Source organism: Microbispora amethystogenes, from assembly GCF_016863015.1.
Lineage (GTDB): Bacteria > Actinomycetota > Actinomycetes > Streptosporangiales > Streptosporangiaceae > Microbispora > Microbispora amethystogenes.
In genome coordinates, this window is the sequence record NZ_BOOB01000065.1 from 20,349 (window position 1) to 35,867 (window position 15,519).

At 73.6% G+C, this 15,519-nt stretch carries 13 protein-coding genes; 1 reads left to right on the forward strand and 12 read right to left on the reverse strand.

Annotated features, from left to right (window positions below):
• Positions 1 to 70: 70 nt before the first annotated feature.
• The 9 genes from Mam01_RS33895 to Mam01_RS33935 all read right to left on the reverse strand — a co-directional run bounded on the left by Mam01_RS33895 (position 71) and on the right by Mam01_RS33935 (position 10,332).
• Complete coding sequence (locus Mam01_RS33895) at positions 71 to 1,228, reverse strand: NAD(P)/FAD-dependent oxidoreductase (protein WP_204289255.1); 1,158 nt, start codon at positions 1,226 to 1,228, stop codon at positions 71 to 73.
• The gene (locus tag Mam01_RS33900; protein WP_204289256.1) at positions 1,225 to 2,877 is read right to left on the reverse strand and encodes a dipeptide ABC transporter ATP-binding protein; all 1,653 of its coding nucleotides are present in this window, start codon (positions 2,875 to 2,877) and stop codon (positions 1,225 to 1,227) included. The genes Mam01_RS33895 and Mam01_RS33900 overlap by 4 nt, the downstream gene beginning before the upstream one ends.
• Positions 2,874 to 3,737 carry an ABC transporter permease gene (locus Mam01_RS33905; protein WP_204289257.1) on the reverse strand — a complete coding sequence of 288 codons (864 nt, stop codon included), beginning with the start codon at positions 3,735 to 3,737 and terminating at the stop codon, positions 2,874 to 2,876. The genes Mam01_RS33900 and Mam01_RS33905 overlap by 4 nt, the downstream gene beginning before the upstream one ends.
• Entirely contained in the window at positions 3,738 to 4,697 is a 960-nt protein-coding gene (locus tag Mam01_RS33910; protein WP_204289258.1) for an ABC transporter permease, read from the reverse strand.
• Complete coding sequence (locus tag Mam01_RS33915) at positions 4,694 to 6,343, reverse strand: ABC transporter substrate-binding protein (protein ID WP_204289259.1); 1,650 nt, start codon at positions 6,341 to 6,343, stop codon at positions 4,694 to 4,696. Before Mam01_RS33915 ends, Mam01_RS33910 begins: the two co-directional genes overlap by 4 nt.
• Positions 6,344 to 6,428: 85 nt before the next feature.
• Positions 6,429 to 7,541, reverse strand: coding sequence for a sensor histidine kinase (locus Mam01_RS33920; RefSeq protein ID WP_204289260.1), 1,113 nt, complete (start codon positions 7,539 to 7,541; stop codon positions 6,429 to 6,431).
• The gene (locus Mam01_RS33925) at positions 7,534 to 8,244 is read right to left on the reverse strand and encodes a response regulator transcription factor (RefSeq protein WP_204289261.1); all 711 of its coding nucleotides are present in this window, start codon (positions 8,242 to 8,244) and stop codon (positions 7,534 to 7,536) included. The genes Mam01_RS33920 and Mam01_RS33925 overlap by 8 nt, the downstream gene beginning before the upstream one ends.
• A 5-nt stretch (positions 8,245 to 8,249) precedes the next feature.
• On the reverse strand, positions 8,250 to 8,927 hold the full coding sequence (locus tag Mam01_RS33930; protein WP_204289262.1) for a VanZ family protein: 678 nt from the start codon (positions 8,925 to 8,927) through the stop codon (positions 8,250 to 8,252).
• Positions 8,928 to 9,066: 139 nt separating this feature from the next.
• The gene (locus Mam01_RS33935) at positions 9,067 to 10,332 is read right to left on the reverse strand and encodes a serine hydrolase domain-containing protein (RefSeq protein WP_204289263.1); all 1,266 of its coding nucleotides are present in this window, start codon (positions 10,330 to 10,332) and stop codon (positions 9,067 to 9,069) included.
• 305 nt (positions 10,333 to 10,637) lie between these two features.
• Between Mam01_RS33935 and Mam01_RS33940 the strand changes: the two genes are divergently transcribed.
• Complete coding sequence (locus Mam01_RS33940) at positions 10,638 to 11,330, forward strand: GNAT family N-acetyltransferase (RefSeq protein WP_204289264.1); 693 nt, start codon at positions 10,638 to 10,640, stop codon at positions 11,328 to 11,330.
• A 108-nt stretch (positions 11,331 to 11,438) separates the two neighbouring features.
• Here Mam01_RS33940 and Mam01_RS33945 read toward each other — a convergent pair whose 3' ends face one another.
• From Mam01_RS33945 to Mam01_RS33955, 3 genes are all read right to left on the reverse strand, one after another.
• On the reverse strand, positions 11,439 to 12,854 hold the full coding sequence (locus Mam01_RS33945) for a sensor histidine kinase (RefSeq protein ID WP_204289265.1): 1,416 nt from the start codon (positions 12,852 to 12,854) through the stop codon (positions 11,439 to 11,441).
• A gap of 114 nt (positions 12,855 to 12,968) precedes the next feature.
• A complete protein-coding gene (locus Mam01_RS33950) occupies positions 12,969 to 14,108 on the reverse strand; it encodes a sulfite oxidase (protein WP_239101825.1) in 1,140 nt (379 codons plus the stop codon).
• Positions 14,109 to 14,145: 37 nt separating this feature from the next.
• Complete coding sequence (locus Mam01_RS33955; RefSeq protein WP_204289267.1) at positions 14,146 to 15,462, reverse strand: lanthionine synthetase LanC family protein; 1,317 nt, start codon at positions 15,460 to 15,462, stop codon at positions 14,146 to 14,148.
• Positions 15,463 to 15,519 lie beyond the last annotated feature (57 nt).

Here is a 15,519-nt window from a genome sequence, read left to right on the forward strand (position 1 = left end):
TGCCGATCTGTGGCTGTCGATCTGTGGCTGTCGACTCTGGGGCTGCCGACTCTGGGGCGGTCCGGGGACGTCAGCCGAGGATCCTGGCCGTGCCGAACCCGGCGGCCAGCTTCCCGCCGGTGGCGAAACGGCCGGGGCCGAACGCGGCGAGGCGGGGATCGGGGTCGCCGAGCAGCAGCCGGGCGACGTGGTCGCCCCAGGCGGGCGCGAGCTTGAAGCCGTGGCCGCTGGTGCCGGCGTCGACGTAGACGTGCTCGCCGACCTGCCCCGTGACCGGCTGCCAGTCGGGGCTCACGTCGTACAACGAGGCCCAGCCGCCGGTCACCCTGGCCCGGCGGCGGGCCGCGGAGCGTACGGCGGAGGCCGCGGCGAGCGCCTCCAGCTCCTCGGAACGCGGGCCGGGGACGTCGTCGGGGTCGGCGGCGGACGCCGGGACGACCCCGCCGGTGAGGTACTGCGTGCGGGGCTGCGGGGTGGTGTAGTAACCACCGGGCAGGTCGATCAGGACGTGCGGCACGAGCCCGCCGGCGTCGGCGGGGTCGTGCTCGGAGACCGCGACGACGTGCCGCTCCACGGTCAGCGGCAGGTCCACGCCGAGCGGCCGCAGCAGGGCGGCGGTCCACGGCCCGGCGGCCACGAGGAGCCGCCCGGCCCGGTGGACCTCACCGTCGGAGGTGGTCACCGCCGCCCCGCGGCTCTCCTCGGCGAGCGCGACGACCGGGCGGTGCGGGTGGACCACCGCGCCGTGCCGCCGCGCCGCGGCGGCCAGCCCGACCGTCGCGGCGTACGGGTCGGCGTACCCGGCGTCCGCCTCCCAGACGGCGACGGCGACGCCGTCGAGGTCCAGGCCGGGCAGCCGGGCGGGCAGCGCCCCGGCGCCGACCAGTTCACTGCGGACGCCGAGCCCGGCGAGCCGCGCGGCGGTGTCGGCCGCCGCGTCCACGTCGCCGGGCCCGTGCAGGTAGAACGCGCCGGTCCGGCGGAACCCCGACTGGTGCCCGCCGGTGCGCTCCTCGAAGCCGGCGAGGAACGCGATGCCGTCGCGGGCCGTCTCCGCCAGGAACGGGTCGGTGTAGTAGGCCCGGCAGATGCCGCCCGACCGGCCGGTGGGGCCGCCGGAGACCGGGCCCCGGTCGAACACGGCGACGGACACGCCGCGCCGGGCGAGGTGGAACGCGGCGGCCGCGCCGTGCACGCCCGCCCCGACGATCGCGATGTCGTACGTCATGCCACGGCCTCCCGCTCGTGCCGCCGCGAATCGAGGCGCGGGATGGCGGCCAGGAGCTCCCGCGTGTACGCCGCGGCCGGCTCGGTGAAGATCGTGCGGACGTCGCCGGACTCCACCACCCGGCCGTCCTTCATCACCAGTACCCGGTCGCTGACGTGGTGGATCACGCCGAGGTCGTGGGAGATGAACAGGTAGGCCACGCCGAGCTCGGCCTGCAGGTCGGCGAGCAGGTCGAGCACCTGCGCCTGGATCGACACGTCCAGCGCCGAGACCGGCTCGTCGCAGACGATCACCTGGGGCCGGGGGGCCAGCGCCCGGGCGATCGCCACCCGCTGCCGCTGCCCGCCCGACAGGCGCAGCGGCCTGCGGTCGAGGATCGACGCGTCCAGGCCGACCTGCGCGAGCAGCTCGACGGCCCGGTCGCGCCGGGTGCGGCGCGGCTCGCCGCCGACGGCGAGGGCCTCGCCGAGGATCCGCCGTACGGTGAAGCGGGGGTCGAAGGAGCTCAGCGGATCCTGGTAGATCACCTGGATGTGCCGCCGCAGCGCGCGGCGACCGGCGGAGCCGAGGCCCCGCCAGGACCTCCCGCCGATCTCCACCTCGCCCGCGTCGGGTTCCACCAGCCCCAGCACCAGGCGGGCCGTCGTGGTCTTGCCCGAGCCCGACTCGCCGACGAGCCCGAGCGTCTCCCCCGCCCGCAGCTCGAACGACACCCCGGCGACGGCCGCCCGGCGCAGCCCGTCCGGCCCCGCGAACGACTTGGCCAGCCCGGACGCCCTGACCACCACCTCGCCGGGCGGCACGGCCGGCGCCGGAGGCGGCGCGGAGCCGTCCTCGCGCACGGTGAGGCGGGTGCCCCTGCCGTGCTCGGAGGGCACCGCGGCCAGCAGCCCCCGGGTGTAGGCGTGCCGGGGGGCGCCCAGTACGTCCCCGGTGGCGCCCTCCTCGACGACCACGCCGTCCTTCATCACCAGCACCCGGTCGGCGAGCTCGGCCACCACCGCGAGGTCGTGGCTGATCAGCAGCAACCCCGCCCCGGCCCGGCGGCGCTCGTTCAGCAGCCGCAGGATCTGCGCCTGCACGGTGACGTCCAGGGCGGTGGTCGGCTCGTCGGCGATCAGCAGCCGGGGCTCGCAGGCGACCGCAGAGGCGATCAGCGCCCGCTGCCGCAGCCCGCCGGAGAGCTGGTGCGGATACTGCGCGGCCCGCAGCTCGGGCTCCGGCACCCCCACCTCGGTCAGCAGCTCGACCACCCGCCGCCGCACGTCCGCGCGCGGCACGGTCCGGTGCAGGCGCAGGGTCTCGGCGATCTCCTTGCCGACCGGGCGGAGCGGGTCGAGCGAGACCAGCGCGTCCTGCAGGACGTAGCCGACCTCGCCGCCGCGCACCGCCCGCCACTGCCGTTCTCCGTACGCCGTGACGTCGCGGCCGGCCACGACGAGCGACCGGGCGGTGACCTCGGCGCCGGGGCCGGTCAGCCCGATCAGCGTGCGGGCGGTGACGCTCTTGCCCGAGCCCGACTCCCCCACGATGGCGACGCACTCGCCCGGGCGCACCGTGAAGGAGATCGAGCGGACGGCCTGGACCTGGCCGAACGAGACCCGTAGGTCGGACACCTCGGCGATCGGGGCGACCCGTTGTTCGGTCACGACAGTCTCCCTTCGACGCGCCGCTGCAGGTGGCGGCCGACGACCGTGACGGAAAGGACGGTGAGCGTGATGGCGAGCCCCGGGAAGACCGCGACCCACCAGGCGACGGAGAAGTAGTCGCGCCCGGCCGACAGCATCGCCCCCCACTCGGGCGCGGGCGGCTTCGGGCCGAGGCCGAGGAAGCTCAGCGACGACGCCGCGACCAGCGCGGTGCCCACCTCGATCGTGGCCACCACCAGCAGCGGCGCGAACGCGTTGGGCAGCACGTGCCGCGTGATGATCCCGGCCCTGGTCAGCCCGAGCGAGACGGCCGCCTCGACGTACCCGGACCTGCGGATGACCATGGTCTGGGCGCGGACCAGGCGCGCGTACCCCGGCAGCGTGTAGGCGGCGATCGCGAAGACCGCGTTGAGCGTTCCCGGCCCGACGATGGCGATGACCAGCAGGGCCAGCAGCAGCCCCGGCAGCGAGAGCAGGATGTCGACGAGGCGCATGGCGACCTCGTCGAGCACCCGGCCGCCGAGCGCGGCCAGCAGCCCGACGAGGGTGCCGCCGGTCACCGCGATGGCGGTGGCGGCCAGCCCGGCCAGCACCGACGGCCTCGTGCCGTACACGATGCGGGTGAACATGTCGCGGCCGTTGGCGTCGGTGCCGAGCGGGTGCCCGCCGCCCGGGGGCCGGAGCGCGGCGACGGCGTCGGTGAGGTCGGGCGAGCCGTGCGCGACCAGGCCGGGCGCCACCGCGATCACGGTCACGGCCAGCAGGAACGCCGCGGCGGCCCAGACGCCGGCCCGCGGCGCCCGCCGCCGCCGTCCGCGCCCCACCACCACGGCGGGCGCGGCAAGGGTGGACGTGGTCACTCAGGCACCTCGCAGTCGCGGGTCGATGGCCAGGTAGAGCAGGTCGAGCAGGATGTTGATGACGACGTAGAGCAGTGAGGCGATCAGCACCACGCCCATCACGACCGGCAGGTCCTTGTTGCCGACGGCCGCGAGGGTCAGCCGCCCGATGCCCTGCCGGGAGAAGACCGACTCGATGATCACGGCCCCGCCGAACAGGAAGCTGACCAGCCATCCGGCCAGGGTGACCGTGGGCAGCAGGGCGTGCCGCAGCGCGTGCCGCAGGCGCACGCCGAGGTCGGACATGCCGCGCGAGCGGGCGGTGAGCACGAACGGCTCCTCCAGCGTGAGCTCCAGGCCCTCGCGCAGCACCTGGGTGAGCATCGCGATGACCGGGATCGCCATCGCGACGGACGGCAGGACCAGGCTCTCCGGCCCGTCCCCGCCGGTGGCGGGGAAGATCCCCAGCCCGAACGAGAAGACGGTGAGCAGCAGGATCCCGGCCCAGAACGACGGGATGGAGATGCCGATCAGCTCGATGGCGGAGAACACCGCCCGCGCCCACCGGCGGCCCGCGGTCAGCACCGCGACCGTCACCGAGACCACGACCGCGAGGGCGAACGACGCGAGCATGAGCTGGACGGACGACCCGACCTGCTCGCCGATCGCCGAGGCGACCGACTGGTGCAGCTGGTACGACTGGCCCAGGTCGCCGTGCAGCACCCGGCCCAGGTAGGCGGCGTACTGGGCGGGCAGCGGCCGGTCCAGCCCGTAGTCGGCGATGATCCGGGCGCGGACCTCCGGCGTGACGGTGCTGCTGCCGATGAGCAGGTCGACGACGTTGCCCGGGGTGAGGTGGAGGCCGGCGAACGCGACCGTCACCGCGCCCCACAGCACCAGGACGGACGTGCCCAGCCGCACCAGCGCCGGGCGGACCACCCGGGCGCGGGCCCGGGTGGCCGGTACGGCGACGGCGGTCATGCCTGCTCGACCCAGGCGTCGTAGAAGGTCGGGTACGCCTGCGGCTCCCAGCCGATGCCGTGCGCCTTCTTGCCGGCCCCGAGCAGGTAGTTGAACACGTACACCGGGAAGACCACGGCCTCGTCGGTGACCCGCTGCTGCACCTTGGCGTACAGCTCGGCCCGCTTGGCCTGGTCGGTCGTGTCCAGCGCCTCGCTCAGCCAGCCGTCGACGTCCTTGTCGGACAGGCGGGCGGCGTTCTGGCCGAACTTGGCGGCCGTGGGGATGGCGGAGGTGTCGAACAGGTTGCGCAGGGTGTCGCCGTCGGCCCGCTGCCAGCTGAAGTCGACGAGGTCGTAGTCGCCCTTGGGATACTTCTCCAGCCATTCGTTGACGGTGCCGGAGACGAACTCGACCTCGAAGCCGATCTTCTTGGCCTCGGCCTGGATCTGCTCGGCCAGCGTGTCGCGCTGCTCACGGGCGAACGACTTGAGGAACGCCCAGCGGATCGTCAGCCGTTTGCCGTCCTTGGTCCGGTAGCCCTCGGCGTCCTTCCCCGACCAGCCGGCCTCGTCCAGCAGCCGGGCGGCCGCCGCGGGGTCGTACTTCGTCTTTCCTTCGAGCGTCTTGTCGTACCCGTCGGTCGACGGGGAGACGGGCCCCGCTGCGGGCTGGAACGCCCCGAAGTAGAGATTCCTGACGATCGTCGCGAAGTCGATGCCGTCGCGGAACGCCTGGCGGACCCGCTTGTCGGCGAACGGCCCGGAGGTCGTGTTCGGGTAGTAGTTGTAGTTGCCGCCCGGCGCCTGCCGCGTGGTGACGGTCAGCCGGGGGTCGCCCTGCACCTGCTTGACGTTCACCGGCGGCACGCTGGCGATCCCGTCGACCTGCCCGCTGGTCAGCGCGCCGAGCCGGACCGAGTCCTCGGTGATGACCTTGATCTCCAGCTTGTCCAGGTACGTCTCACCGGTGTGCGCGGCGCCCTCCGGCGCCCAGTCGTAGCCGGGGTTGCGGTGGTAGGTGATGCCCTTCTGCACGACGTACTCGTCGATCACGAACGGCCCGGACCCGACGACCTTCTTGCACAGCGCGTCCTGCGGCTGTTTGAGCGACTGCGGCGACTCGATGCCGAAGTACGCCGTGGCCAGGGCCGACAGGAACGGCGAGTACGGCCTGTTGAAGTGGACCTTCACCGTGTGCGGGTCGACGACCTCGCTGCCCTTGTACGGCTCGATGTATCCCGCGGCGAGCTGCGACTTGGTCGCCGGGTCGACGATGTGGTCCAGGTTGGCCTTGACCGCCTCGGCGTCGAAGGCCGTGCCGTCGGAGAACTTCACGCCGTCACGCAGGGTGAACGTGTAGGTCTTCTGGTCCGGCGAGACCGTCCACTTGGTGGCCAGCCAGGGGTGGATCTTCCCCTCGGCGTCCAGGGACACGAGCGAGTCCAGCGCCGGCCGGGTGAACAGGCCGGCCACGTCGGCGGGGCTCTGGTGGGGGTCGAGGCAGGTGGAGGGCTCGGTGTTGACGGCGAAGGTCAGCGTGCCGCCCTTGACCGGCCCGGCGGGCGCCTTGCCCGCCGCGGTGTCCTTGCCCGCCGTGCCGCAGGCGGCGAGGGCGAGGACCCCCAGGAGCGAGAGACCGATGGATAAGCGCGTGTTCGTGGACATCGGGGGGAGAGCCTTTCTGAGAAATACCTACAAACAAAGTAGGAAAACTCGGATAAGCTGTCAACGTCCGAGGCCGGAAACGCTCCTACGGCGTGCCGGGAAGCCGTACGGTGACGAGGAGACCGCCGTCCGGGCCGGGGGCGAGATCGAGCGTCCCGTTGTGGGCGCGGACGACGCTGTGCACGATGGCCAGGCCGAGGCCGGCGCCGGCGTGCTCGTCGGTGCGGACGCGTTCGGTTCCGCGCTGGAAGGGCTCGGTGAGGGTCGGTATCAGCTCCGGTGGGAGCGGGCGGCCCGTGTTCTCGACCCGCAGCAGGCTGGTGCCGCCGTACGCCTCGGTGTGGACCGTCACGGTGCCGCCGGCGGGGAGGTTGTGGACGATGGCGTTCTGGACGAGGTTCGTCACCATCCGCGCCAGGAGCTCGGCGGAGCCGTCGGTGCGGGCCGCCCCGCCGGTGACGTTCAGCGTGATCCGGCGTTGTTCGGCGAGGGGAAGCAGCGTCTCGGCGGCTTCTTCGGCGGCGAGAGAGAGGTCGACGCTCTCGCGGGTGAAGTCGCCGCGGTCGCCGCGGCTCAGCAGCAGGAGGGCCGCGGTGAGGTCGATCGCCCGCTGGTTGACGGCGTGCAGGCGGTCGAGGAGTTCGTCCCGGTCCCGCGTGGGGTCCCGGCGGGCGACGTCGAGGAGCGTCCGCGAGATCGCCAGCGGTGTGCGCAGTTCGTGGGAGGCGTTCGCGGCGAACCTCCGCTGCTCGGCGACGTGGGACTCGAGCCGGTCGAGCATCGAGTCGAACGCGTCGGAGAGCTCCCGGAACTCGTCCCGGCGGCCCTTCATGCGGATCCGGTGGGTCAGCGACCCGTTCGCGGTCGTCCGGGCCGCGTCCGTGATCCGGGTGAGTGGTGCGAGCATCCGGCCGGCCAGGATCCATCCGCCCAGCAGGCCGAACGCCAGCAGAAAGGCCAGTGCCTGGGCCGCGCGGGGGACGAAGGCGCGCTGCAGGTCGGTGCGGTTGGGGATGAACCGCAGGGGGGCCGCCCCGGGCGGGCCGGCCCCCGGCCCGGTGCCGAGCGCGCCGTCGGGCACGTAACGCAGCAGGAACACCCACACCACGGCCAGCAGGAGAGCGCCGGCGAGCATGAGGAACCCGGCGTAGCTGAGGGTGAGTTTCAGCCGGGTGCTGAGCCCTCGGCGCCTATCCATGCGTGCTGCCGGGCCCCGTCTCCCTGGCGATGCCGGTGCCGGTGCCGGTGTCGATCCGGTAGCCGACACCGGGCACCGTGGCGATGACCCATGGTTCGCCGAGCCGTTTGCGCAGCGCGGACACGGTGATGCGCACGGCGTTGGTGAGGGGGTTGGCGTTCTCGTCCCAGGCCCGTTCCAGCAGCTCCTCGGCGCTGACGATCCCGCCCTCGGCGGCGACGAGGACCTCCAGCACGGCGAACTGCTTGCGGGTGAGCGCGACGTAGCGTTCGCCGCGGAAGACCTCCCGGCGGAAGGGGTCGAGCCGCAGGCCCGCGATCTCGCGAACCGGGGGCCGGGCGTACGCCCGTCTGCGGTCGAGCGCCCTCAGCCGCAGGACGAGCTCCCGGAGCTCGAACGGTTTGGTGAGGTAGTCGTCGGCGCCGAGCCCGAACCCGGAGGCCTTGTCGTCGATCCGGTCGGCGGCGGTGAGCATGAGGATCGGGATGCCGCTGCCGGAGGCGACGATCCGCCGGGCGACCTCGTCGCCGGAGGGGCCGGGAATGTCGCGGTCGAGGACCGCGATGTCGTAGGAGTTGACGCTGAGCAGTTCCAGGGCGGAGTCGCCGTCGCCCGCGATGTCTGCGGCGATCGCCTCCAGCCGCAGACCGTCCCGGACGGCTTCGGCCAGGTAGGGCTCGTCCTCCACGATCAGCACGCGCATGCCGCTCAGTCTGCCCGTGCTCGCACCCGTGCCGGCACCGGCACCGGCGCGGGGCCGGGCCGGGCCGGCGGCGCCTCCGCCGCGGCGCGCCACCAGCGGCGTGACGCCAGCCCGAAGAGCGCGGCCCCGGCGGCGTTGACCAGCACGTCGTCCACGGACGACACCCGGTCGAGCCGCAGGACGTACTGCAGGGTCTCGACCACGGCCGAGCAGGCCGCCCCGAGCGCCAGGATCCGCGGCAGGGACGCCAGCGCCGCGAAACGCAGCGGCGCGAAGAACCCCAGCGCCGCGAAGATCAGCAGGTTGCCGCCGATCCCGAGCGGCCCCATCGTGACCAGGTCCCGCAGCGGGACCAGGTTCACCCGGCCAGGGACGATGCCGGCCCCCGGGCCCGGCATCAGAGTGATCCAGACGAACGGCACCGTCCCGTAGACCATCCCCACCTCGGCCAGCGACCTCCGCCACGCCGAGGCGACGCCGGCGGCCCGCCGGAGGAGTGTCAGACCCCACGCCACCAGGGCGGCCGCCGGCAGCCCGGCCGGCATCATCAGCAGCACGCCGTTCTCCGTGTCGAGGCAACCGTGCCACCGCCCGGCCAGGCATGCCGGAGCCGCCATCAAGAGCGGCCCCCGCACGGCGAACGCGGCGCCCGCCAGACCGAGGATCGCCAGGCTGACGAGCATGATCGGGCGCGTGCGGCGGGGTGGTGCTGACGGGGATGCGCGGTGATCCATGCCCCTATTAGAGCCAGAGGGCCGTTGCGGTGGCGTATGCGATTCCGCATACACCGGCGATACACGGAACGCCGGCGCCTCCGGCGCCTCAGCCGCCCGTGCCGCCGCCGGGCGAGGCCCCGGTGACGGCTTGCAGCTCCTGCCCGATGATGTCCACCAGCGGCGCGCTGTCGTGGTTGGCGAGGATGACGCCGACCCAGCCGGTGTCGGGGTAGATGCTCCAGTTGGCACCGACACCGGGGTTGCCGCCGGAGCGCTGGTAGGCCCACTGGCCTTCGACGATGTCGGTCGCGATCCCGTACGCGGCGAACGACGCCTGCCCGTGGGGGGCCTTGGCCGCGGTGAGCACGTCGGCCCAGGGCCGGTCCAGCACCGTGCCGTCGCCCAGCGCCCGCGCGAACCGGACCAGATCCGGCGCGGTGGCGAAGCCGCCGTCCCCGGGGGCGTCGATGAAGGCGCGGCCCGGGTTCTTGCCGAGTATGTACGGGTACGGGCTGCCCTTGTCCAGATTGCTGAGGGCGTCCACGACACCGCCGCCGGCCACCTCCATGTACGGGTGCGCGATGTTCCCGCCGGTGATCCACTGCGGCCTGGTGTGGAACGCCGAGCCGGTCATGCCGCAGCGCCGGAAGATGTTCTCCTGGACGTAGTCCCAGTACGTCGTGCCGGACACGGCCTCCACGATCAGCGCGGGAATGGTGGCCTCCGCCTCCTGATGGCCGGTGCTGGGAAGGCCGGGAACCCCTGTGAGCCTCGCCTGCCGGACCCGCCGCTCGTGATACTCGTGCACCTCGCTCCGGCTCTGGAACACGCGTTGCACGTCCTCTTCCGGCATGTCCAGCCCGGAGGTGCCGGACAGCAGGTGATGGATGGTCACCTGAGCGGCGATGTCCTCGGCGAAGCCCGTCAGGTGGGCGCCCACCGTGTCCGTCAGCTTCAGCCTGCCCTGCTGGGCCAGCTGCAGGATGGCCACCGCGTGGAACGGCTTGCCCGCCGAGCTGAGGGCGAACGCCGTGTCCTCGCGGTTGCGGATCCTCCTCTTCTCGTCGGCCATGCCGTAGGCGCGGGACAGCACCGTCCGGCCCCGGTGCGACAGCAGCACCACGCCGGAGAACCTGCCCTCGGCGGCGAGCCGCGCCATGTACCGGTCGTAGGCCCCGCCGGGCAGCGTGTCCGGCGGGATCCGGTCGCCGCGGTCGCCCGGGTCGCTCCGGTCGCTCCCTGGACGATCCGGCCGGGGCCGGGGCGGTGTGGCCGGGCTCGGCACTCCGGCCGCCACCACTCCGGCGGCCGCCAGCCCGCTCCACTTGACCAGCTGCCGCCGGCCGACATCACGTACCGAATCCGAGTCCATGCACACGTCCTTCTCCGGTCGGGAACCGGCGCTCACAGCGAGCGCCGCGGATCGTGTCCCACTGAAGAGGCCGGGCCGTTGCGGCGGCGTATGCGCTTCCCGATACGCCCGCGATACACCCCTCGCCCGCCGCACCGCCGCGCGAGTCCGCGGCGCCGGACGTGCTATACCGTTAAGACCTACATGTTTAGTAGGTTTTATTGCACACCCTCAGACGTACGGACGACGGGAGGTCCGATGGTGAAGGCATACCTGTCCCCCCATCAGCACGGTTCGGCAGGCGGCGTGACGCGGAGTGAGGCGCGGTGAGCGCCGGGCATCCCCTCGACAACCCCGTCTGGGCGTCGCTGACCGGCCCCCACGCCCACCTCGCCGAACGGCACGGCAACGCCTTGCGCTACCCCGTCGACGTCTCCCCCTTCCACACCCTGCCCGACGATCCCGGCCCCGGCGACTGGCACGACCTCGCCGTGCTCGCCGGGCCCGGCGCGACGATCCCGGTCACCGGTGTCACCCCTCCCGACGGGTGGGAGGTGGTGGCGCACGGCGCGGGCGTGCAACTGGTCGGCGACGACGTGGTCCCCGCCTGGGACGACGAAGCCGTCCGCCTGGGGGCCGCCGACGTCCCGGACGTGCTGGACCTCGTGGAGCGCACCCAGCCCGGCCCGTTCCGGCCGCACACCATCGAACTCGGCGTCTACCTGGGCATCCGCCGACGCGGCGCACTGGTCGCGATGGCCGGGGAACGGCTGCACCCGCCCGGCTGGACGGAGATCAGCGCGGTCTGCACCGACCCGGCCTTCCGGCGGCAGGGCCTGGCGGCCCGGCTGGTGCTGGCCGTCGCCGCAGGCGTCCGCGCCCGCGGCGAGATCCCGTTCCTGCACGCCGCCGAGAGCAACGTCGACGCCATCCGCCTGTACGAGACGCTCGGCTTCCGCCTTCGCCGCCGGACGACCTTCACCGCCGTCCGCGTCCCCGCCGACGTACCGGTCGCCTGAGAACCGCACGCCGGGCGCCTCGCCGGGGCACGGGCGGACACCGGTCCGGGTGCGCGGCCGTGTGACGATGTCCGGAGGGACCACCTGGAGGACACGTGGATGCGATCGTCAACTGGCTTTCGGGCCTGTCGGGCATCGTGGTCTACGTGGTCGTGGCCGCTCTGGTCTTCGCCGAGGACGCGCTGTTCGTGGGGTTCGTGATCCCGGGTGAGACGGCCGTCGTGCTGGGCGGCGTGCTGGCCGGCCAGGACAGGCTCTCGGTCTACTGGCTCGCGCTCGTGGCGGTGCTGGCCGCCGTCGCGGGCGACAGCGTGGGGTACGCCATCGGCCGGCGCGTCGGCTCCGGACTCCTGGACACGCGCCTGCTGCGCCGCCGCCGGGAGCGGGTGGAGCGGGCCCGGGAGATGGTACGCCGGTGGGGGCCCGTCCCGCGGTGAGGCTGCCGCCCAGCAGGGCGACGCGTTCCCTGATGCCGGCGAGCCCGTAGCCCGCGCCACGCAGGGGCGGGGTCCTGGCCGCCTTCTGCCCGCCGGGCACCGCACCACCCGCCGCACCGCCCGCTGTGCGGCTCGGGGTGTTGACGACGGCGATGTCCACGTGGTCGCGCTCGATCGCGCCGGTGATCCGGACGTCGGAGTCGGGGGCGTGCCTGCGCACGTTGTTCAGCCCTTCCTGGACGAGCCGGTAGCACACGTGGGTCACCTCCGGCGGCAACGCCCCCGGGGGGACGTCGAGCCGGACGTCGACCCGCAGCCCGGCGGCCCTCGCCTCCTCGGCCAGGCGGTCGACCGCCTCGGCCGCCTCCACCACCGGCACGTCCTCCCGGCGGAGCATGGTGAGCAGCTGGCGCAGCTCGCCGAGCGCCTCGACGCCCTTGTCCTCGATCCCCTCGGCGAGCTCGGGGATGTCGGCGGGGTCCACCGGATCACGGATGAGGCCGGCGTTGAGAACCATGCCGGTGACCGCGTGCGTCACCGTGTCGTGCAGCTCCCGGGCGATCCTGCGCCGCTCCTCCAGGACGGCCGACTCCTCGCGCTCGCGCGCCCCGGCTCTCAGCTCATTGAACCGCCGCCGGTGGTCGTACACCCAGGTGCCGACCAGCGCGGGCAGGTAGACGAGCGTCAGCGCGCGCACCACGCTCAGGTAGAAGATCCGGTCTGTGTAGGGGTTCTCGTAGTCGACCACGAGATACACCGCCATGAGCCCCAGCGCCACGTACGTCCACGAGCGCGTGCGGTGCTCCGCCGTCATCGAGAAGACGGCGAGGACCATCGGCACCGTCTGGCCCACGAGGCAGGCGCAGACCACACCGGCGACGATCGCCGGCCAGGGTGTGTAACGGCGCACCAACATGGTCGCGGCGGTGAGCGATCCCACGGCCAGCTCCACCGGTTGCGACGTGCCGTCCCACAGCGAGAAGGAGTGACCTATCACCGTCGTCGGGATCGTGAACGCGATGACGGCGGCGGCGAGCAACAGGTCGACCAGCACCGCGCCATGTGACGTGCGAATCTCCTCCAGCATTCGCCACATATGCGCACTTTTGCCCGTTTATACGGACGCTCATGCCCCTCGTATGTAGATCTTCGCGCGGACCGCGTGCCCGCCGTCGCCGCCGCCGGCCTCCCGCGTCGCCGATCAGGTCACGACGACCGGATGGCGCACCACCGCGTCGAACGCGTATCCGAGCCGGTTGCACGTGGCCCGCTCCGGCTGCACGGCGCCCGTCTCGTCCACGGCCCGGGCCAGCAGCGCCGCCTCGCCCGCGCCGAGCGGCGTCCAGCGGAAGGTCCACCTGACCCACCCGCGCGGGCTCCTGTCGCCGTGCAGGTGCGCGGGCCGCCACGACACGCCCTCGTCGTCGCTGACGTCCACCCGGACCACGCGGCCGTTGCCGGACCACGACCGGCCGTGCAGCAGGTGGCCGTGTCCCGCCCGGAGGCGGGCCGGCCAGGGAAGCTCGAAGGCGCTCTTCACTCCCGTTCTCGTCAGCGGAGGGCCTCCCCCGGGCGGGTGGCCGGGGCCGTGCATGCGGTAGAGGCGGCTGCTCCACGGCGACTCCAGCGGCTCGGCGGACACCTCGACGTCTCCCAGCCACTTGATCCAGGCGATCCCGGCCCAGCCCGGCACGACCAGCCGCGCCGGGAACCCGTGGTCGGGCGGCAGCGGCCGCCCGTTCATCTCGTACGCCACCAGGACGTCGTCCAGCGCCTTGGCAACGGGGAGGGGGCGGCGCACCCGGCCGAGGTTCTCGCCGCCCTCGACGTAGTCGGGGTCGAGCCCGCGCGGCATCAGCGCCACCGCACGGGCGGTCATCCCCGCCCTGCCGAGCAGCGCCGCGAGCGGCACGCCCCGCCAGCGCGCCACCCCCACCGCTCCCAGCCGCCAGGGGGTGCCGGACACCTCCTCGCCCTGCTGCTCCCGGTACAGGCTCCGGCCGTTGCCCGCGCACTCGACGAACGCCGTCACCTCCTCGGCCGGGATGGCGAGCAGGTCGCGGTAGGTGAACGAGACCGGGCCGCCGCGCAGCCCGCTCCCCCAGAGGGTGAGCCGCCACGTGGCCGCGTCGATCAGGGGCGTCGACGTGTGGTTGCGGACGAAGAACAGGCGGGCGGGCGTCAGGTCGCCCTCGCCCCGCAGCGCCTCCCACCGTGTCTCGGCGTTGGTGCCGTGCACGGCGAACAGGCGGGCCGGCAGCGGCTTGCGGATGCCGGGCGGCGACTCAGGGTCGTCCGTCGTGGTCGTGGTCGTGGTCGTGGTCGTGAAGCGTGGATCCACACGCCACCTCCGCGCTGTCGGTGCCTCGGACACTCCACTAGCTCGCCGGCCTCCGCAGCGCGACGGCCGGCAGGGGGATGGGCGGGAACGGGTTGTCGGGCAGCAGGATGACCCGGCGCGGCCGGTCCGCCTGCCCCGCCGCGTCGAGGTGCAGCAGCGCCGCCCCGATCCCCGCCGCCCCGGTCAGATAGCCCGTGTCGGCCGACACCTCGCCGGGACGCTGCCGCCGGTACGCCTGGTACCAGCGGTATCCCCGGTCGTCGTAGCCCGTAGCCCTGCCGATCAGATGGTCGGCGAGCCTGCGGGCGAACTCCAGGTGCTCCTGCTCCCCCGTCGCCGCCCACAGGCCCACGTACAGCTCGATCAGCCCGGCGGTGCCGCAGCACTGGCAGGCGACGTTCCACAGGCCCGCCGTCTGGCGGAAGGGCGCGCCCGACTCCCTGACCCCCGCGGCGAGCCGCCTCACCCAGTCGAGCTCTCCGCTGTCGCCGGTCACGCGGTAGAGCTCGTAGAACATGCGCGCGACTCCGGCGGACCCCGAGCAGTAGCCCAGGTAGTCGCCGATCACCGCGCCGTGCCCCGTCGCCACGCTCGCGGCCCTGACGACGCCCGCGCCGCGGTGCGCCGCGTCGAGGAACGACCGGTCGCCCGTCGCCGCGTACAGGCGGGCGAGCAGGAAGGCCGTGCCGGCCGCGCCGGTCAGGAAGCCGGGCGCCGCCGCCTCGCCGGGAAGGACGGGGCAGGTCGCGGTCTCCTCGCGGGGGCCGGCCAGCCGCGCGATCCGCCGGCCCGCCTCGACCGCCATCTCCTCGTAGGCGGGCACGCCGAGCGCGGTGGCGGCGCGCAGCAGCCCGAGGACGACGCCGCCGTCGCCCCGCAGGGTGGGGTCGCCCGACCAGCCGATCCCGCCGCCGTCGAACGCGCGGGCGCTCCGCACGATCCGGTCGGCGACCGCGACCGCCGTGGCCTCGAACCGCTCCTCGCCGAGCGCCCAGCCGGCCTCGGTCAGCGCGAGCACGGCGCCCGCCAGGCCGTGGTGGAGCGAGACGTCCCCCTGCTCGGAACACGTCGCGGCGAGGTAGCGGGCCCCGGCGCGGGCGTCCTCCAGGTAGGCCTCGTGCCCGGTTCCGGCGGCGAGCTCCAGGAAGAACAGCACGATCCCGGCCGCCCCGGAGTGCAGGGACACGGGCCCGCCCGCCGTCGCCGGCCTGCCGTACGGGTCGGGGTTGGCCCGCCACCGCCTTCCGCGCTCGTCGTCCACGGCGGCCGCGCGGATCCACCGTCCCGCCATGATGGCCGCCGTCAGCGGAGTCTCTGCCCGCTCACCCCGGGAGCGGATCGGGTCCCTGCCCATGGGGTTTACTATCCCACAAACCCAGTAGGTAATACCAACTTTTCCATCACGGACAGC